This is a genomic window from Streptomyces sp. NPDC001927, assembly GCF_053594455.1.
Genome location: NZ_JBSFEN010000005.1, coordinates 23,951 through 41,577 on the forward strand (window position 1 = coordinate 23,951; position 17,627 = coordinate 41,577).

Here is a 17,627-nt window from a genome sequence, read left to right on the forward strand (position 1 = left end):
CGCGGAAGTTAGTCATCAATAACTAAGTGGCGTCGGGAGAGGTAGAGCCATGAACCAGCCCGCAGCCCACCGCGGTTCCGCCGTCTGGGCCCTCGTCATCACCAGCGTCGCCGGATTCATGGCGGCCCTCGACAACCTCGTCGTCACCACCGCCCTGCCCTCGATCCGCGAGGACCTCGGGGGCGCGCTGGACGACCTCGAATGGACCGTGAGCGCGTACACCCTCACGTTCGCCGTCCTGCTGATGTTCGGCGCCGCCCTCGGCGACCGCTTCGGCCGCCGCCGGCTCTTCGTCGTCGGCATCGCGATCTTCACCCTCGCCTCCGCCGGCGCCGCCCTCGCACCCGGCATCGACGCGCTGATCGCCGCCCGGGCCGTCCAGGGCGTCGGCGCCGCGATCATGATGCCGCTCACCCTCACCCTGCTCACCGCGGCCGTCCCGGCCGCCAAGCGCGGGATGGCCTTCGGCATCTGGGGCGCCGTCAACGGACTCGCCGTCGCCTCCGGACCCCTCATCGGCGGCAGCCTCACCGAACACATCTCCTGGCAGTGGATCTTCTGGCTGAACGTTCCGCTCGGCCTCGCCCTGCTGCCGCTCGCCCGACTGCGCCTCGCCGAGTCGTACGGCACCGGCGCCCGCCTCGACGTCGTCGGCACCCTCCTCGCCAGCGGCGGCCTCTTCGGCATCGTGTACGCGCTGATCCGCGGCCCGATCGACGGCTGGGCCTCCGTCACCGTGCTCACCGGGCTCGTCGCCGGCGGCGCGCTCCTCGCCGCCTTCGTCCGCCACGGCATACGCGGCAGGGCGCCGATGTTGCCCATGCGGCTCTTCCGGAACCGCGCCTTCGCCGGGATCAACGCGGCCAGCCTGCTGATGTTCCTCGGCATGTTCGGCTCGATCTTCCTGCTCAGCCAGTACATGCAGGGCGTCCTCGGGTACTCGCCCACCGAGGCGGGGCTGCGGATGCTGCCCTGGACCGGCATGCCGATGCTCGTCGCGCCGATCGCGGGCGCCCTGTCCGACCGGATCGGCGGCCGCCCGGTCGTCGCGGCCGGTCTCGCCCTCCAGGCCCTGGGCCTCGCCTGGTTCGCGCTCGTCGTCACCGCCGACGCCTCGTACGCCGTCCAGCTCCCCGCCCTGATCATCAGCGGCATCGGCATGGCGCTGTACTTCGCCCCGGCGGCGAACCTGGTCATGTCCAGCGTCCGCCCGTCCGAGCAGGGCATCGCCTCCGGCGCGAACAACGCGCTGCGCGAGGTCGGCGGCGCGCTCGGCGTCGCCGTGATGGCCTCGATCTTCGCGGCGCAGGGCGGCTACGGCTCGGCCCAGCAGTTCGTCGACGGCCTGCAGCCCGCCCTCTGGGTCGGCTCGGGCGCCGTCGCCCTCGGCGCGGTGGCGGTCCTCTTCGCGCCGTCGAGGCGGCAGCGGGAGCGGGAGAAGGAGGGGGCGGAGGCGGTCGGCGCCGACGGCGAGGCCGGCGACCGGGACGTGGTCGCCGCCTGACGCCGATCGAGCCGAGCCCGGGCCGCAGCCGATCCGGCTGCGGCCGGGCCCGGCCCGGTTGCTCACGGCAGGGCGCCTCACGGCCGCCCTGCCAGCGGCCCATAACCCATTGCGCGCAATAGGTTATGGGCCGCTCGGCCCTTACCCTTGGGCCCGTGCAGGAACTCCACGACGCCCCCCTCGCCCCCCTGACCACCTTCCGGCTCGGCGGCCCCGCCGCGCGGCTCGTCACGGCCGTCACCGACGACGAGGTGATCGCCGTCGTCCGCGAGGCCGACCGCGCGGGCACCCCGCTGCTGGTCATCGGCGGTGGATCCAATCTGGTCATCGGCGACAAGGGCTTCGACGGAACCGCCCTGCGCATCGCCACCACCGGCTTCACGCTCGACGGTACGAAGCTGGAGCTGGCCGCCGGCGAGGTCTGGACGGACGCCGTCGCCCGGACCGTCGAGGCCGGGCTCGCCGGGATCGAGTGCCTGGCCGGGATCCCCGGCTCCGCGGGCGCCACCCCGATCCAGAACGTGGGCGCCTACGGGCAGGACGTCTCCGCGACGATCACCGAGGTCGTCGCGTACGACCGCCGGGCCGACGAGACCGTCACCCTCACCAACGCCGAGTGCGCCTTCTCGTACCGCCACAGCCGCTTCAAGGACGACCCGGACCGCTACGTCGTGCTGCGCGTCCGCTTCGAGCTCGAGGACGCGGACGGGCTGTCCGCGCCGATCAAGTACGCGGAGACCGCCCGCTCCCTCGGCGTCGAGGCCGGCGACCGCGTCCCGCTCGCCCGGGCCCGGGAGACGGTCCTCGGCCTGCGCGCCGGGAAGGGCATGGTCCTCGACCCGGCCGACCACGACACCTGGTCCGCCGGATCCTTCTTCACCAACCCGATCCTGACGGCGGGGGAGTACGAGACCTTCCTCACCCGCGTCGCCGGGCAGCTCGGCCCGGACGTGACCCCGCCCGCGTACCCGGCGGGCGAGGACGGGCAGGTCAAGACGTCGGCCGCCTGGCTCATCGACAAGGCCGGCTTCACCAAGGGGTACGGCTCCGGTCCCGCCCGTATCTCCACCAAGCACACTCTCGCGCTCACCAACCGGGGCGAGGCGACCACCGAGGACCTCCTCGCGCTCGCCCGTGAGGTCGTCGCCGGCGTGCGGGACGCCTTCGGGGTCACGCTCGTCAACGAGCCGGTGACGGTCGGCGTCAGCATCTGACCCTTTGGATCCCCTACATCGGATCCAATCCCTCTCCTCTTCTCTTTTGGATCCGATGTATTGGATCCAATATTTCCGTGGAACCCTTCGGGTCCCCCACGTTGTCGAGTGAGTGACAGGCTCCCGGGAAGCGGGGCCGCACGCTCGTCGAGGGGGGGAGCCGTGGAGGGGAACAGCCCACCGGAGTTCGCCGACTTCGCGGAGTCGGCGTACGCCTCGCTCCTGCGCACCGCCCGGCTCCTGACCGGGGACCCGCACGCCGCCGAGGACCTCGTCCAGGCGGCGCTGGTCAAGGTCTACCTGCGCTGGGGCGGCGCGGGCCGCTGGGACTCGCCGCAGGCCTACGCCCGCAAGGTCGTCGTCAACCTGTACGCGACCTGGCGTCGGCGCCGCTGGCACACCGAGGTCGTGCGCCCCGGCGACGACGGCGCGTCCGTGCCCGGCGCCCACGACATGGCCGCCGGTGTCGACGCCCGCCTCGAACTGGCCCGCGCGCTCGCGACCCTGCCCCGCGGGCAGCGCGCGGTCGTGGTGCTCCGTTTCTACGAGGACCTGTCCGTGGAACAGACGGCCGCACTGCTCGGCTGCTCGCCCGGCACGGTCAAGAGCCGGACCAACAGGGCCCTGGAACGGCTGCGGGCCGCCGGCGCGCTCGCCGGATACGCGGAAACGGGAAGGGGCGCGTGATGGACGGTTCCGAGGACTCCCTGCGGCGCGGACTGCGCGACCTGGTTGAGGAGACGGACGCGGCCACCGCGGCCGTGAACACGGTCAACACGGAAAATGCGGTCAACACCGTCATCGGACGCGGGCGGCGGATCCGGCACCTGCGGCGCTCCCTCGCCGCCGGCGCGGCGACGCTCGCGATCGCGGGCGGCTCGGTCCTGGGCGTCCAAGGCCAAGGGGCGGACCCGGGCCCGCCGACCGCACCCTCGCCTTCGGAGCCCGTCGCCCCACCCTCGTACCCGTACGAGGGGAAGTACCGGCCCCAGCCGCCGTCGGGCCCCGACGACCCGCTGGACACCGGTCCCCGCGCGCCGGTCGAGAACACGCGCTACCGCTACGACCTGTCCGCCGTCTGCGACCTGCGGTACGCCGTCTTCGGCGGGCGCGTCTGGGAGCGGGTCGACGACGGGGCCGCGGTCACGGTGCGGTGGGCGGGCGACCGCATGCGCGGGTACATGAGCTGGTCGGACGGCCGCAAGGACCGCGCCGAACCCGACACCGCGGTCTTCGAGACCGACACGGCCGACCTGACCGAACTCCGCTTCCGCCTGCTGGCCGGGCCCGCGCCGGAGTGCCTCGGCCAGGAGCCCGCGCGGCGGTACCGGGACGCGCCGGCGGCCACCCTCGGCCCGGAGCGGCCCGAACGGGGTGTGCGGTACCCGTACGACATGACCAAGGAGTGCGACCTGCGGTACGCGGTCTTCGCGGGGCGCCTCTGGCAGGCCGAGAGCGACGGGCGGTCGCAGACGATCGTCGACTGGGCGAACGACCTCCCTCTGGCGGCCTTCATGACCCTGAAGTCCGATCGGCAGGCGGTCCTGGAGTGGCCGGCCGGTGCCGACGAGACCCCGCGCACGACCAACTACCGCCCGGTGGAGGCGCGGGGCGACGACTGCCAGTAGGGCCCGTAAGGGGCGCCCCGCGCTCTCCCGCCTCAGTACGCGACCCCCACGCCCTGCCCGACCGTCGCCCGGTCGTCGATCATCGCCAGCATGGCGTGGGCGACGTCGGCGCGGGCGAGGGAGCGGCCCCGGGGCGGGTTGCCGCCGACGACCGAGCGGTAGCGGCCGGTGACGGGCTTGTTCGTCAGCTTGGGCGGGCGTACGGAGGTCCACTCCGTGGCGCTCGCCGCCACCTCGGCCTCCATCACGCGCAGGTCGTCGTAGATGTCCTTCAGGACCGAGTTGATGATCGCGAGCACGGCCTTGTCGACGACGGTCTGGCCGTCCGGGACGGGGCCGAGCGGCGCGGCGCTGACCACGAGGAGGCGCCGGACGCCCTCGGCGTCCATCGCGGCGAGGACCGAGCGCGTGAGCTTCGCGGCGATTCCGGCGTCGGCGCGGCTGCGGGCGCCGATCCCCGAGAGCACGGCGTCCTTGCCCGCGACCGCTCCGTGCAGCGCGCCGGGGTCCGTGAGGTCGGCGCGGAACACCTCCAGGCGCTCGCCGGTGACGGTGAGCCGTGCCGGGTCGCGGACGACGGCCGTCACCTCGTGTCCCGCGTCGAGTGCCTGGCGGACGATCTCCTGGCCGACTCCGCCGGTCGCTCCGAAGACGGTGAGCTTCATGGCACACCTCGCATTCGATGGGGTGGGTAAGTGTTCACTCACCCACTAGGGTGGGTGAGTACTCACTCACCCGTCAAGTGTGGTTGGAGCCTGCATGGACCAGAAGCCGACCCGTGTCCGGATCATCGACGCGGCCCACAGCCTCATGCGCACCGCAGGCCTGGCCCGCACCACCACGAAGGAGATCGCCAAGGCGGCGGGCTGCTCCGAGGCGGCGCTCTACAAGTACTTCCCGAGCAAGGAAGACCTGTTCGTGACCGTCCTCAACGAGCGGCTGCCCCAGCTCGGCGGACTCCTCGGCACCCTCGTCACCGACCCCGGCGGCCGGAGCGTCGAGGAGAACCTCACCGAGATCGCCCGCCAGGCCGCGCGCTTCTACGAGCAGACGTTCCCGATCGCCGCCTCGCTCTACGCGGAGCCGAGCCTCAAGCGTCGCCACGACGCGGTGATGCGCGAGCTCGGTGTCGGCCCCCACCGCCCGATCGAGGGCCTCGCCGCCTACCTCCGGGCCGAGCAGCAGCACGGCCGCATCGGCCCCACCGCCGACCCGCTGGCCGCCGCCTCCCTGCTCCTGGGCGCCTGTGTCCAGCGCGCCTTCGCCTGGGAGATGACCGGCGACGGCCGGCCCCCGCAGGACGTCGACACCTTCGCGGCCGCGCTCGCCCGCACCCTCATGACGGGGATCAGTTAGCCGGTGTCGCCAGCCAGTCGTCGACGCCCGAGAGCAGCTTCCGCCGTACGTCCTCCGGAGCCGCCGAGGCGCGGATCGACTGCCGGGCCAGCTCGGCCAGTTCCGCGTCCGTGAAGGCGTGGTGGCGGCGGGCGATCTCGTACTGGGCGGCCAGCCGGGAGCCGAAGAGCAGCGGGTCGTCCGCGCCCAGGGCCATCGGGACGCCGGCCTCGAAGAGGGTCCGCAGCGGGACGTCCTCGTGCTTCTCGTAGACCCCGAGCGCCACGTTGGACGCCGGGCAGACCTCGCAGGTCACGCCCTTCTCGGCGAGCTTGCGCAGCACGCGGGGGTCCTCCGCCGCCCGCACCCCGTGGCCGATCCGCGCCGCCCGGAGGTCGTCCAGGCAGTCACGTACGGACGAAGGCCCCGTCAGCTCGCCGCCGTGCGGGGCCGCAAGGAGGCCGCCGTCGCGGGCGATCGCGAAGGCCCGGTCGAAGTCGCGGGCCATGCCCCGGCGCTCGTCGTTGGAGAGCCCGAAGCCGACCACGCCCCGGTCCGCGTACCGCACGGCGAGCCGGGCGAGCGTACGGGCCTCCAGCGGGTGCTTCATCCGGTTCGCCGCCACCACGACCCGCATCCCGAGACCGGTCTCCCGCGCGGCCGAGTCGACCGCGTCCAGGATGACCTCCATGGCCGGGATCAGACCGCCGAGCAGCGGGGCGTACGAGGTCGGGTCGACCTGGATCTCCAGCCACCCCGAGCCGTCCCGCACATCCTCCTGGGCCGCCTCGCGCACGAGCCGCCGGATGTCCTCGGGCTCCCGCAGGCAGGACCGGGCGATGTCGTACAGCCGCTGGAAGCGGAACCAGCCGCGCTCGTCGGTGGCCCGCAGCTTCGGCGGGGTGCCGCTGCTCAGCGCCTCCGGCAGATGGACGCCGTACTTGTCCGCCAGCTCGATGAGCGTCGTGGACCGCATAGAACCCGTGAAGTGCAGGTGCAGATGCGCCTTGGGCAGCAGATTGATGTCGCGGGAAACGTGCTCGGAAACGTGCTCCATTGAAGGATCTTGCCGCACCCGAATGGACGAACACAGCCCCTTTCCCCGATCGGGACCTTGCTAGAACGTAAAAACGGGCCCCTGGTTCCGAAGAACCAGGGGCCCGGGAGCGGAGGCGCGACTAGTCGCGGGCCTCCGCGAGCAGCTTCTGGATCCGGGACACGCCCTCCTTGAGGTCGTCGTCACCGAGCGCGTACGAGAGCCGCAGGTAGCCCGGCGTGCCGAAGGCCTCGCCCGGGACGACCGCGACCTCGGCCTCGTCCAGGATCAGCGCGGCCAGCTCGACCGAGGTCTGCGGGCGCTTGCCGCGGATCTCCTTGCCGAGCAGCCCCTTCACCGACGGGTACACGTAGAACGCGCCCTCGGGCGTCGGGCAGTAGACGCCCTCGATCTCGTTGAGCATGTGCACGATCGTCTGCCGGCGCCGGTCGAAGGCGTGGCCCATCTCCTCGACGGCCTTCAGGTCGCCCGAGACGGCGGCGAGGGCGGCGGCCTGCGCCACGTTGCTCACGTTCGACGTGGCGTGCGACTGCAGGTTCGTCGCGGCCTTCACGACGTCCTTCGGGCCGATGATCCACCCCACGCGCCAGCCGGTCATGGCGTACGTCTTGGCGACACCGTTGACCACGATGCACTTGTCGCGCAGCTCGGGCATGACCGCCGGCAGGGAGACGGCGGAGGCGCCGCCGTAGACCAGGTGCTCGTAGATCTCGTCCGTCAGCACCCACAGACCGTGCTCGACGGCCCAGCGGCCGATCGCCTCGGTGTCGGCCTCGCTGTACACGGCGCCGGTCGGGTTCGAGGGGGAGACGAAGAGGACGACCTTGGTCCGCTCCGTGCGCGCCGCCTCCAGCTGCTCCACCGAGACGCGGTAGCCGGTGGTCTCGTCGGCGACGACCTCGACCGGGACACCGCCCGCGAGCCGGATCGACTCGGGGTACGTCGTCCAGTACGGGGCCGGGACGATGACCTCGTCGCCCGGGTCGAGGATCGCGGCGAAGGCCTCGTAGATCGCCTGCTTGCCGCCGTTGGTCACCAGGACCTGGGAGGCGTCGACCTCGTAGCCGGAGTCGCGCAGCGTCTTGGCGACGATCGCGGCCTTCAGCTCGGGCAGGCCGCCGGCCGGCGTGTAGCGGTGGAACTTCGGGTTCTTGCACGCCTCGACGGCGGCTTCGACGATGTAGTCAGGCGTCGGGAAGTCGGGCTCACCCGCGCCGAAACCGATCACCGGGCGCCCGGCGGCCTTGAGGGCCTTGGCCTTGGCGTCGACGGCGAGGGTGGCGGACTCGGAGATCGCACCGATGCGGGCGGAGACCCGGCGCTCGGTCGGAGGGGTAGCAGCGCTCATACGGCCCATGCTCCCAGACCCGCTTCCCGCCCGGCACACAGGTTTCAGGGAGCGGACAGGAACGGTCATTCCTGGTCGCGGGTGGGGTGGCCGGGACGCTTGGCCGCTTTCTGTTCGACGTGGGGCTCATGAACACGTACACTCACTGCTCGTTGGCCCTCACCGACCACGTCTCACGATGCGGTAGGTTGGGGAAGCCACAAAGGGTCGTAGCTCAATTGGTAGAGCACCGGTCTCCAAAACCGGCGGTTGGGGGTTCAAGTCCCTCCGGCCCTGCTACACACACCGCCAGGATGTGTGCGCATGTACGTACTTCTATGCACCGCCGTGCGGATCCACCCGGCACGGCACTGCCATGACCCGGGATCAGGTGAGAAGCGTGACGGACGCCGTGGGCTCCATCGACATGCCTGATGCCGAGGACGAGGCTCCGGACTCGAAGAAGAAGGCCCGCAAGGGCGGCAAGCGCGGAAAGAAGGGCCCCCTGGGCCGTCTCGCGCTCTTCTACCGCCAGATCGTCGCGGAGCTTCGCAAGGTCGTCTGGCCCACTCGCAGCCAGCTGACGACGTACACCACGGTAGTGATTGTCTTCGTTGTCATCATGATCGGCCTTGTCACCGTGATTGACTATGGCTTCCAGGAAGCAGTCAAGTACGTCTTCGGCTGACTTCTTGTTCCACCCCATCAGTAACCAGGAAGAAGCAGCCACCGTGTCTGACCCGAACCTGAACGAGTCTGTGTCCGAGGACGAGCTCGACATCCTCGAGGCGGCCGACGAGGACCAGGCCGAGGCTGCTGACGCCGCTGCGGGCGAGGCTGCCGAAGAGGCCGCCCTCCAGATCGAGGACGACTCCGACGCGGACGAGTCCGACGACGAGGTCGAGTCCGACGAGGACGACTCCGACGACGAGGACGACTCCGACGACGAGGCCGAGACCGAAGAGGTCGACGAGGTCGTCGAGGTCGAGGACGAGGTCGAGGAGGAGCCCGCCGCTCCCGTCGACCCGATCCAGGCGCTGCGTGACGAACTCCGCGGCCTGCCCGGCGAGTGGTACGTGATCCACACCTACGCGGGCTACGAGAAGCGCGTGAAGGCCAACCTGGAGCAGCGCGCCGTCTCGCTGAACGTCGAGGAGTTCATCTACCAGGCCGAGGTGCCCGAGGAAGAGATCGTCCAGATCAAGAACGGCGAGCGCAAGAACGTCCGGCAGAACAAGCTGCCCGGCTACGTGCTCGTCCGCATGGATCTGACGAACGAGTCCTGGGGCGTCGTCCGCAACACCCCCGGCGTCACCGGCTTCGTGGGCAACGCCTACGACCCGTACCCGCTGACCCTGGACGAGATCGTCAAGATGCTCGCCCCCGAGGCCGAGGAGAAGGCCGCTCGCGAGGCCGCCGAGGCCGAGGGCAAGCCGGCTCCGGCCCGCAAGGTCACCGTCGAGGTCCTGGACTTCGAGGTCGGCGACTCGGTCACCGTCACCGACGGCCCCTTCGCCACCCTGCAGGCCACGATCAACGAGATCAACGCCGACTCGAAGAAGGTCAAGGGCCTCGTTGAGATCTTCGGTCGCGAGACCCCGGTCGAGCTCAGCTTCGACCAGATCCAGAAGAACTGACCCCTACGGGGCACATCTTCACATCGGTTTTCCGACCAGGTCAGAGTGGCTCACAGCCGCTCTGACCTGCTCGGTTTTTAGCCGCACGTCTATACCCGTTATCGTTGTGCGGTATGCCTCCATCCGGATGACCGGATGGCGGGCTGAACACTCTCACTAGGACCCGGAGAGAGCAATGCCTCCCAAGAAGAAGAAGGTCACGGGGCTTATCAAGCTCCAGATCAACGCTGGTGCGGCCAACCCGGCCCCGCCGGTCGGCCCCGCGCTCGGCCAGCACGGCGTCAACATCATGGAGTTCTGCAAGGCCTACAACGCCGCGACCGAGTCGCAGCGTGGCATGGTCGTGCCGGTGGAGATCACGGTCTACGAAGACCGCAGCTTCACCTTCATCACCAAGACTCCGCCGGCCGCCAAGCTGATCCTCAAGGCCGCGGGTGTGGACAAGGGCTCCGGCGAGCCGCACAAGACCAAGGTCGCCAAGCTGACGGCTGCCCAGGTCCGCGAGATCGCCACGGTCAAGCTCCCCGACCTGAACGCCAACGACCTTGACGCCGCGTCGAAGATCATCGCCGGCACCGCCCGTTCCATGGGCATCACGGTCGAGGGCTGATCACCCCCCTCGTGACCTCCAGTGGTAGGGCCTGCGCGGCCCGCACCACGACTCCATACCTGAACCAACAGGAGCAGAAGTGAAGCGCAGCAAGGCTCTCCGCGGCGCGGACGCCAAGATCGACCGGGAGCGTAACTACGCCCCCCTCGAGGCCGTCCGTCTCGCCAAGGACACCGCCACCACCAAGTTCGACGGCACCGTCGAGGTCGCCTTCCGCCTGGGCGTCGACCCGCGCAAGGCCGACCAGATGGTCCGTGGCACCGTGAACCTCCCGCACGGCACCGGTAAGACCGCCCGGGTCCTGGTCTTCGCGACCGGTGACCGTGCCGAGGCCGCAGTTGCCGCTGGCGCCGACATCGTCGGTTCCGACGAGCTCATCGACGAGATCTCCAAGGGCCAGCGCCTGAACGAGTTCGACGCCGTCGTCGCCACCCCGGACCTCATGGGCAAGGTCGGCCGCCTCGGCCGCGTCCTCGGCCCGCGTGGTCTCATGCCGAACCCGAAGACCGGCACCGTCACCCCCGATGTCGCCAAGGCTGTCAACGACATCAAGGGCGGCAAGATCGAGTTCCGCGTCGACAAGCACTCGAACCTGCACTTCATCATCGGCAAGGTCTCCTTCGACGAGACGAAGCTGGTCGAGAACTACGCCGCGGCTCTGGAGGAGATCCTCCGTCTGAAGCCGTCCGCCGCCAAGGGCCGCTACATCAAGAAGGCGACCCTGGCGACGACGATGGGCCCCGGCATCCCGCTGGACTCCAACCGCACCCGCAACCTCCTCGTCGAGGAGGACCCGGCCGCGGTCTGAGCCCCATCGGCTCACTGAGTGGTCAGCCGGCCCCCAGCCCCTCTCCGGAGGGGCTGGGGGCCGGCTTTTTTTCGTACGGGGCTGTCGGCGCGGTGGGATACCGTTCGGATGACCGAGTAGCTGAAGATTTTTTGGGGTGGGGACTCATGCGCAAGACCGCGTGGAAGCGCGCCGGCGTCTCGCTGGTCGCCGTGGCCGTCGTGGCCGGTGTCGCGGGCTGTCAGGACGGCGACGAGGGGAAGAAGAAGGCCGCGGACGCGCCCGCGAAGCCGCAGCTGCAGACCCAGGCGGCCGTCACGAAGGTCATCCAGGCCGCGTACGAGAAGACCTCGGCCGCGAAGTCGGCGAAGGTCAAGATGACCATGACGATGCCGGCCGGCCTCGAGGGCGGCGGCACCATGGAGATGACCGGCGTCCAGGGCTGGGACCCGGCCGCGATGGACATGACGGTCAAGGGCTCGATGCTCGCCGCGGGGGACCCCGACGCCCCCGAGCAGGTCCGCATGATCATGCTCGACGGCGCGATGTACATGGACCTCGGCACCAAGATGGCCGCCGAGACCGACGGCAAGCGCTGGATGAAGCTCGACCTCAAGGCCGCCGCGGACATGTCCGGGGACAAGGACCTCCAGAAGTCGATGACCGGCGGCCTGGAGAACATGAACCAGGACCCGGCCAAGCAGATCGCCCTGATGCTGGACTCGCCGAACCTGAAGCACGTGGGCCCGGAGAAGGTCGACGGTGTGGAGGCGCAGCACTACAAGGGCTCACTGACCCTGGAGCAGATGGTCGCCACGAACAAGTCCCTCGACGTGCTCTCCGAGCAGGAGCGCAAGGACCTGATCGCGAACATCAAGAAGTCCGGCATCACGGGGTACGACACCGAGCTGTGGGTGAACGGCGCCGGCTACCCGGTGAAGATGGACATCGGCATGAAGACGCTGCAGGGCGCGGTCTCGATCGTGGCCCACTACTCGGACTACGGCGCCAAGGCCGCGGTCGAGGCCCCGCCGGCCAAGGACACCGTCGACCTCTTCAAGATGCTCAAGGAGATGGGCGAAGCGGGCGGCGAGGGCGGCGGCGAGGGCGAAGGCCAGGCCTGAGCCGGCTGAGCGCCGACTGAGCCGTACGGGCGGATTTGCTCCCGGCCGCCACCGTCACGTACTCTTCCACAGAAGCCAAAGACCGCTGGTCGTTGCCGTGCTCTCGCAAGAGGGTCCGGTGGCCGAAGGTTCGCTGAGATGCGAACGGCCCGCGTAGGTGATCGTGGAAGAGTTCCCGGTTCGTTTCGATCCGGTCGAGCTGAGCCCCGTGCGCCTGCGCCGGGGCGTTTCTCTTTGTTCAGCCCCTTCTGAGCGGTCCTCATCACCCGGAAGGAGGCCGACGCTCTATGGCAAGGCCCGACAAGGCTGCCGCGGTAGCCGAGCTCAAGGACAAGTTCCAGAGCTCGAGCGCCGTCGTGCTGACCGAGTACCGGGGTCTCACCGTGGCCCAGCTCAAGACGCTGCGCCGTTCGCTCGGTGAGAACGCCCAGTACGCCGTGGTGAAGAACACGCTGACCAAGATTGCGGCCAACGAGGCCGGGATCACCTCGCTCGACGACCAGTTCACCGGTCCGACGGGCGCTGCCTTCATCACCGGTGACCCGGTGGAGTCGGCGAAGGGTCTTCGTGACTTCGCCAAGGACAACCCGAATCTCATCATCAAGGGCGGTGTCCTTGATGGTAAGGCGCTCTCCGCCGATGAGATCAAGAAGCTTGCGGACCTCGAGTCCCGCGAGGTTCTGCTCAGCAAGCTGGCCGGTGCCTTCAAGGGCAAGCAGTCCCAGACTGCTTCGCTCCTCCAGGCGCTGCCGTCGAAGTTCGTCCGCACCGCGGAGGCGCTTCGCGTCAAGCTCGCCGAGCAGGGCGGTGCCGAGTAATTCGGCTCGCGCACTGATCCGCGCCGCCTAGTGCGTGGGTCGTAGCGGGCCGTTACGCCCGCCTCTATATACATCCGGCACCTGCCGATTTAGTGGAAGGATCGCCCATCATGGCGAAGCTCTCTCAGGAAGACCTCCTCGCCCAGTTCGAGGAGATGACCCTCATCGAGCTCTCCGAGTTCGTGAAGGCGTTCGAGGACAAGTTCGACGTCACCGCCGCCGCGGCCGTCGCCGTTGCCGGCCCCGCCGTCGGTGGCCCGGCCGCCGAGGCCGCCGAGGAGCAGGACGAGTTCGACGTCATCCTCGAGGGTGCGGGCGACAAGAAGATCCAGGTCATCAAGGTCGTGCGTGAGCTCACCTCCCTGGGTCTGAAGGAGGCCAAGGACCTCGTCGACGGCACCCCGAAGCCGGTTCTCGAGAAGGTCGCCAAGGAGGCCGCGGAGAAGGCTGCCGAGTCCCTCAAGGCCGCCGGCGCCTCCGTCACGGTCAAGTAAGACCCTGCGAGTCTCCTGACTCGTTCTGGCGCCTCTCAGGCGCCTCGCCAAGGGCGATCACCCATCCGGGTGGTCGCCCTTCGGCGTACCCGGGGACGGGCGTGGCGGCGGGTGTGAGAGCCCTCCCGGGCGGAGTATGGTGATCTTCGCCGTGCGCCCCCGCTGACCGGGGGGCCTTGACGAACCGCACGCAGCGCGCAATTCTCAGGACGCGTCGTCACAACGATCCGTATCCGAGGCATGGATCGACGGCGGAACGGGCAGTATCGAGGTGCGCCGCACGGCGCGAGGTACCGCGGAGTTGAGAACAACGAGGGTCGCGAAAAACTCGCCCTGGACATCAGTGGGCCAAGTGGCTACACTGACCCTTTGCGCTGCCTGTTAGCTGCCCCCTGCCCGTCACCTGGGGCATACCCTCGCGAGAGCATTGTCGGCAGACCTGACCTGACCTGGGCTTTTGACCATATCGGGAAATGTCTGTCCCTCTGCGTCGCTGGGGACCGGTACGCGCGTAGTGAGTCCGAGCCCTCGGAAGGACCCCCTCTTGGCCGCCTCGCGCAACGCCTCGACCAATACGAACAACGGCGCCAGCACCGCCCCGCTGCGCATCTCCTTTGCAAAGATCAAGGAGCCCCTCGAGGTTCCGAACCTCCTCGCGCTGCAGACCGAGAGCTTTGACTGGCTGCTCGGCAACGCCGCCTGGAAGGCTCGCGTCGAGGCAGCTCTCGAGTCGGGACAGGACGTCCCCAGGAAGTCGGGTCTGGAAGAGATCTTCGAGGAGATCTCGCCGATCGAGGACTTCTCCGGGTCGATGTCGCTGACCTTCCGCGACCACCGCTTCGAGCCCCCGAAGAACTCGATCGACGAGTGCAAGGACCGTGACTTCACGTACGGCGCCCCGCTCTTCGTCACCGCCGAGTTCACCAACAACGAGACCGGCGAGATCAAGTCCCAGACGGTCTTCATGGGCGACTTCCCGCTCATGACGAACAAGGGCACCTTCGTCATCAACGGCACCGAGCGTGTCGTGGTCTCGCAGCTGGTGCGTTCGCCGGGCGTCTACTTCGACTCCTCGATCGACAAGACGTCCGACAAGGACATCTTCTCCGCCAAGATCATCCCGTCCCGGGGTGCCTGGCTGGAGATGGAGATCGACAAGCGCGACATGGTCGGTGTCCGCATCGACCGCAAGCGCAAGCAGTCCGTCACCGTCCTCCTCAAGGCTCTCGGCTGGACCACCGAGCAGATCCTGCAGGAGTTCGGCGAGTACGAGTCCATGCGCGCCACCCTGGAGAAGGACCACACCCAGGGCCAGGACGACGCGCTGCTCGACATCTACCGCAAGCTCCGTCCGGGCGAGCCGCCGACCCGCGAGGCCGCTCAGACGCTGCTCGAGAACCTCTACTTCAACCCGAAGCGCTACGACCTCGCGAAGGTCGGCCGCTACAAGGTGAACAAGAAGCTCGGCGCGGACGAGCCGCTGGACGCCGGTGTCCTGACCACCGACGACATCATCGCCACGATCAAGTACCTGGTGAAGCTCCACGCGGGCGAGACCGAGACGATCGGCGAGTCGGGCCGGGAGATCGTCGTCGAGACCGACGACATCGACCACTTCGGCAACCGTCGTCTGCGCAACGTCGGCGAGCTCATCCAGAACCAGGTCCGTACGGGTCTGGCTCGTATGGAGCGCGTCGTGCGTGAGCGCATGACCACCCAGGACGTCGAGGCGATCACGCCGCAGACCCTGATCAACATCCGGCCGGTCGTCGCCTCCATCAAGGAGTTCTTCGGCACCAGCCAGCTGTCGCAGTTCATGGACCAGAACAACCCGCTGTCGGGTCTGACGCACAAGCGTCGTCTCTCGGCGCTGGGTCCCGGTGGTCTGTCCCGTGAGCGGGCCGGCTTCGAGGTCCGAGACGTGCACCCGTCCCACTACGGACGCATGTGCCCGATCGAGACCCCCGAAGGCCCGAACATCGGTCTGATCGGTTCGCTCGCCTCGTACGGCCGCGTCAACGCGTTCGGCTTCATCGAGACGCCGTACCGCAAGGTCGTCGACGGCCAGGTCACCGACGAGGTCGACTACATCACCGCCGACGAGGAGGACCGCTTCGTCATCGCCCAGGCGAACGCGACCCTGAACGACGAGCTCCGCTTCACCGAGCCGCGCGTTCTGGTCCGCCGCCGTGGTGGCGAGGTCGACTACGTCCCGCCGACCGAGGTCGACTACATGGACGTCTCGCCGCGCCAGATGGTGTCGGTCGCGACGGCCATGATCCCCTTCCTCGAGCACGACGACGCCAACCGTGCCCTCATGGGCGCGAACATGATGCGTCAGGCGGTGCCGCTGATTAAGTCCGAGGCCCCGCTCGTCGGCACCGGCATGGAGTACCGCTGCGCCACCGACGCCGGTGACGTGCCGAAGGCCGACAAGGACGGTGTCGTCCAGGAGGTCTCGGCCGACTACATCACCGTCGCCAACGACGACGGCACGTACACCACGTACCGGATGGCCAAGTTCTCCCGCTCGAACCAGGGCACCTCGGTCAACCAGAAGGTCGTCGTCTCCGAGGGCGACCGGGTCATCGAGGGCCAGGTCCTCGCCGACGGTCCGGCCACCGAGAACGGTGAGATGGCGCTCGGCAAGAACCTGCTCGTGGCGTTCATGCCGTGGGAGGGTCACAACTACGAGGACGCGATCATCCTGTCGCAGCGCCTCGTGCAGGACGACGTCCTCTCCTCGATCCACATCGAGGAGCACGAGGTCGACGCCCGTGACACCAAGCTCGGCCCGGAGGAGATCACCCGGGACATCCCGAACGTCTCCGAGGAGGTCCTCGCCGACCTCGACGAGCGCGGCATCATCCGGATCGGTGCCGAGGTCGTCGCCGGCGACATCCTCGTCGGCAAGGTCACGCCCAAGGGTGAGACCGAGCTGACCCCGGAGGAGCGTCTGCTCCGCGCGATCTTCGGTGAGAAGGCGCGTGAGGTCCGTGACACCTCGCTGAAGGTGCCGCACGGCGAGACCGGCAAGGTCATCGGCGTCCGCGTCTTCGACCGCGAGGAGGGCGACGAGCTTCCCCCGGGCGTGAACCAGCTGGTCCGCGTCTACGTCGCCCAGAAGCGCAAGATCACCGATGGTGACAAGCTCGCCGGCCGTCACGGCAACAAGGGTGTCATCTCCAAGATCCTTCCGATCGAGGACATGCCCTTCCTCGAGGACGGCACCCCGGTCGACATCATCCTGAACCCGCTGGGTGTCCCGTCCCGAATGAACCCGGGACAGGTCCTGGAGATCCACCTCGGCTGGCTCGCCAGCCGTGGCTGGGACGTCTCCGGTCTCGCGGACGACTGGGCGAAGCGCCTGCAGGCCATCGGCGCCGACCAGGTCGCCCCGGGCACCAACGTCGCCACCCCCGTCTTCGACGGTGCGCGTGAGGACGAGCTCGCGGGTCTGCTCCAGCACACGATCCCGAACCGCGACGGCGAGCGCATGGTGCTCCCCTCCGGCAAGGCGCGTCTGTTCGACGGCCGCTCCGGCGAGCCGTTCCCGGACCCGATCTCGGTCGGGTACATGTACATCCTCAAGCTCCACCACCTGGTCGACGACAAGCTGCACGCCCGGTCGACCGGTCCGTACTCGATGATCACCCAGCAGCCGCTGGGTGGTAAGGCCCAGTTCGGTGGCCAGCGCTTCGGTGAGATGGAGGTGTGGGCGCTCGAGGCATACGGCGCCGCGTACGCCCTCCAGGAGCTGCTGACGATCAAGTCCGACGACGTGACCGGCCGCGTGAAGGTCTACGAGGCCATCGTCAAGGGCGAGAACATCCCTGAGCCCGGCATCCCCGAGTCCTTCAAGGTGCTCATCAAGGAGATGCAGTCCCTGTGCCTCAACGTGGAGGTGCTGTCCTCGGACGGCATGTCCATCGAGATGCGCGACACCGACGAGGACGTCTTCCGCGCAGCGGAGGAGCTCGGTATCGACCTGTCCCGGCGCGAGCCGAGCAGCGTCGAAGAGGTCTGACGGGAGTCCGGTACGGGGGCTCAGCAATGAGCCCCCGGCCGGCCCCAGGACCCCCGTTTCAGACC

General features: G+C 69.0%; 16 protein-coding genes and 1 tRNA gene. 14 read left to right on the forward strand and 3 right to left on the reverse strand.

What is annotated here, in order from left to right:
• The first annotated feature begins 49 nt into the window (after positions 1 to 49).
• The 4 genes from ACWCO8_RS13985 to ACWCO8_RS14000 all read left to right on the forward strand — a co-directional run bounded on the left by ACWCO8_RS13985 (position 50) and on the right by ACWCO8_RS14000 (position 4,346).
• Positions 50 to 1,504 (forward strand): MFS transporter, encoded by a 1,455-nt coding sequence (locus ACWCO8_RS13985; protein ID WP_451032435.1) that lies wholly within the window; start codon positions 50 to 52, stop codon positions 1,502 to 1,504.
• Between the two features lie 155 nt (positions 1,505 to 1,659).
• Complete coding sequence (locus tag ACWCO8_RS13990; RefSeq protein WP_451032436.1) at positions 1,660 to 2,718, forward strand: UDP-N-acetylmuramate dehydrogenase; 1,059 nt, start codon at positions 1,660 to 1,662, stop codon at positions 2,716 to 2,718.
• A 162-nt stretch (positions 2,719 to 2,880) separates the two neighbouring features.
• Positions 2,881 to 3,405 carry a SigE family RNA polymerase sigma factor gene (locus ACWCO8_RS13995; RefSeq protein ID WP_451032437.1) on the forward strand — a complete coding sequence of 175 codons (525 nt, stop codon included), beginning with the start codon at positions 2,881 to 2,883 and terminating at the stop codon, positions 3,403 to 3,405.
• Positions 3,405 to 4,346: a hypothetical protein gene (locus ACWCO8_RS14000; RefSeq protein ID WP_451032438.1), complete on the forward strand. Its 942-nt coding sequence runs from the start codon at positions 3,405 to 3,407 to the stop codon at positions 4,344 to 4,346. Before ACWCO8_RS13995 ends, ACWCO8_RS14000 begins: the two co-directional genes overlap by 1 nt.
• Positions 4,347 to 4,378: 32 nt before the next feature.
• Here ACWCO8_RS14000 and ACWCO8_RS14005 read toward each other — a convergent pair whose 3' ends face one another.
• Complete coding sequence (locus ACWCO8_RS14005; protein ID WP_451032439.1) at positions 4,379 to 5,011, reverse strand: NAD(P)-dependent oxidoreductase; 633 nt, start codon at positions 5,009 to 5,011, stop codon at positions 4,379 to 4,381.
• A gap of 94 nt (positions 5,012 to 5,105) precedes the next feature.
• On the opposite strand from ACWCO8_RS14005, the gene ACWCO8_RS14010 reads away from it, so the two are divergent.
• Positions 5,106 to 5,702, forward strand: coding sequence for a TetR/AcrR family transcriptional regulator (locus ACWCO8_RS14010; RefSeq protein ID WP_451032440.1), 597 nt, complete (start codon positions 5,106 to 5,108; stop codon positions 5,700 to 5,702).
• Here ACWCO8_RS14010 and ACWCO8_RS14015 read toward each other — a convergent pair.
• Complete coding sequence (locus ACWCO8_RS14015; RefSeq protein WP_451032441.1) at positions 5,695 to 6,738, reverse strand: adenosine deaminase; 1,044 nt, start codon at positions 6,736 to 6,738, stop codon at positions 5,695 to 5,697. The two genes, ACWCO8_RS14010 and ACWCO8_RS14015, sit on opposite strands and share 8 nt — an antisense overlap.
• Before the next feature lie 121 nt (positions 6,739 to 6,859).
• Positions 6,860 to 8,086: a pyridoxal phosphate-dependent aminotransferase gene (locus ACWCO8_RS14020; RefSeq protein ID WP_362016935.1), complete on the reverse strand. Its 1,227-nt coding sequence runs from the start codon at positions 8,084 to 8,086 to the stop codon at positions 6,860 to 6,862.
• 203 nt (positions 8,087 to 8,289) lie between these two features.
• On the opposite strand from ACWCO8_RS14020, the gene ACWCO8_RS14025 reads away from it, so the two are divergent.
• From ACWCO8_RS14025 to rpoB, 9 genes are all read left to right on the forward strand, one after another.
• A tRNA-Trp gene (locus tag ACWCO8_RS14025) sits at positions 8,290 to 8,362 on the forward strand.
• A 103-nt stretch (positions 8,363 to 8,465) separates the two neighbouring features.
• Positions 8,466 to 8,753, forward strand: coding sequence for a preprotein translocase subunit SecE (gene secE, locus ACWCO8_RS14030; RefSeq protein ID WP_137993978.1), 288 nt, complete (start codon positions 8,466 to 8,468; stop codon positions 8,751 to 8,753).
• 43 nt (positions 8,754 to 8,796) lie between these two features.
• Positions 8,797 to 9,702 carry a transcription termination/antitermination protein NusG gene (nusG, locus tag ACWCO8_RS14035; RefSeq protein ID WP_451032442.1) on the forward strand — a complete coding sequence of 302 codons (906 nt, stop codon included), beginning with the start codon at positions 8,797 to 8,799 and terminating at the stop codon, positions 9,700 to 9,702.
• Positions 9,703 to 9,877: 175 nt separating this feature from the next.
• Complete coding sequence (rplK, locus tag ACWCO8_RS14040) at positions 9,878 to 10,312, forward strand: 50S ribosomal protein L11 (protein ID WP_030318720.1); 435 nt, start codon at positions 9,878 to 9,880, stop codon at positions 10,310 to 10,312.
• A gap of 79 nt (positions 10,313 to 10,391) precedes the next feature.
• Positions 10,392 to 11,120, forward strand: a complete 729-nt coding sequence (rplA, locus tag ACWCO8_RS14045; RefSeq protein WP_362016932.1) for a 50S ribosomal protein L1 — start codon at positions 10,392 to 10,394, stop codon at positions 11,118 to 11,120.
• 146 nt (positions 11,121 to 11,266) lie between these two features.
• Positions 11,267 to 12,223 carry a hypothetical protein gene (locus tag ACWCO8_RS14050; RefSeq protein ID WP_451032443.1) on the forward strand — a complete coding sequence of 319 codons (957 nt, stop codon included), beginning with the start codon at positions 11,267 to 11,269 and terminating at the stop codon, positions 12,221 to 12,223.
• 287 nt (positions 12,224 to 12,510) lie between these two features.
• Positions 12,511 to 13,041 (forward strand): 50S ribosomal protein L10, encoded by a 531-nt coding sequence (gene rplJ / locus ACWCO8_RS14055; RefSeq protein WP_352188356.1) that lies wholly within the window; start codon positions 12,511 to 12,513, stop codon positions 13,039 to 13,041.
• Between the two features lie 110 nt (positions 13,042 to 13,151).
• Positions 13,152 to 13,535 (forward strand): 50S ribosomal protein L7/L12, encoded by a 384-nt coding sequence (gene rplL / locus ACWCO8_RS14060; RefSeq protein WP_451032444.1) that lies wholly within the window; start codon positions 13,152 to 13,154, stop codon positions 13,533 to 13,535.
• A gap of 544 nt (positions 13,536 to 14,079) precedes the next feature.
• Positions 14,080 to 17,562 (forward strand): DNA-directed RNA polymerase subunit beta, encoded by a 3,483-nt coding sequence (rpoB, locus tag ACWCO8_RS14065; protein WP_362016926.1) that lies wholly within the window; start codon positions 14,080 to 14,082, stop codon positions 17,560 to 17,562.
• Positions 17,563 to 17,627 lie beyond the last annotated feature (65 nt).

Excerpts from the sequence above, each read along its gene's own strand:
- ACWCO8_RS14005 (WP_451032439.1), bottom strand. The coding sequence starts at position 5,011 with ATGAAGCTCACCGTCTTCGGAGCGACCGGCGGAGTCGGCCAGGAGATC.
- rplL (WP_451032444.1), top strand. The coding sequence starts at position 13,152 with ATGGCGAAGCTCTCTCAGGAAGACCTCCTCGCCCAGTTCGAGGAGATG.
- ACWCO8_RS14010 (WP_451032440.1), top strand. The coding sequence starts at position 5,106 with ATGGACCAGAAGCCGACCCGTGTCCGGATCATCGACGCGGCCCACAGC.
- rplJ (WP_352188356.1), top strand. The coding sequence starts at position 12,511 with ATGGCAAGGCCCGACAAGGCTGCCGCGGTAGCCGAGCTCAAGGACAAG.
- ACWCO8_RS14015 (WP_451032441.1), bottom strand. The coding sequence starts at position 6,738 with ATGGAGCACGTTTCCGAGCACGTTTCCCGCGACATCAATCTGCTGCCC.
- rplK (WP_030318720.1), top strand. The coding sequence starts at position 9,878 with ATGCCTCCCAAGAAGAAGAAGGTCACGGGGCTTATCAAGCTCCAGATC.
- ACWCO8_RS14020 (WP_362016935.1), bottom strand. The coding sequence starts at position 8,086 with ATGAGCGCTGCTACCCCTCCGACCGAGCGCCGGGTCTCCGCCCGCATC.
- ACWCO8_RS14000 (WP_451032438.1), top strand. The coding sequence starts at position 3,405 with ATGGACGGTTCCGAGGACTCCCTGCGGCGCGGACTGCGCGACCTGGTT.
- ACWCO8_RS14050 (WP_451032443.1), top strand. The coding sequence starts at position 11,267 with ATGCGCAAGACCGCGTGGAAGCGCGCCGGCGTCTCGCTGGTCGCCGTG.
- ACWCO8_RS13985 (WP_451032435.1), top strand. The coding sequence starts at position 50 with ATGAACCAGCCCGCAGCCCACCGCGGTTCCGCCGTCTGGGCCCTCGTC.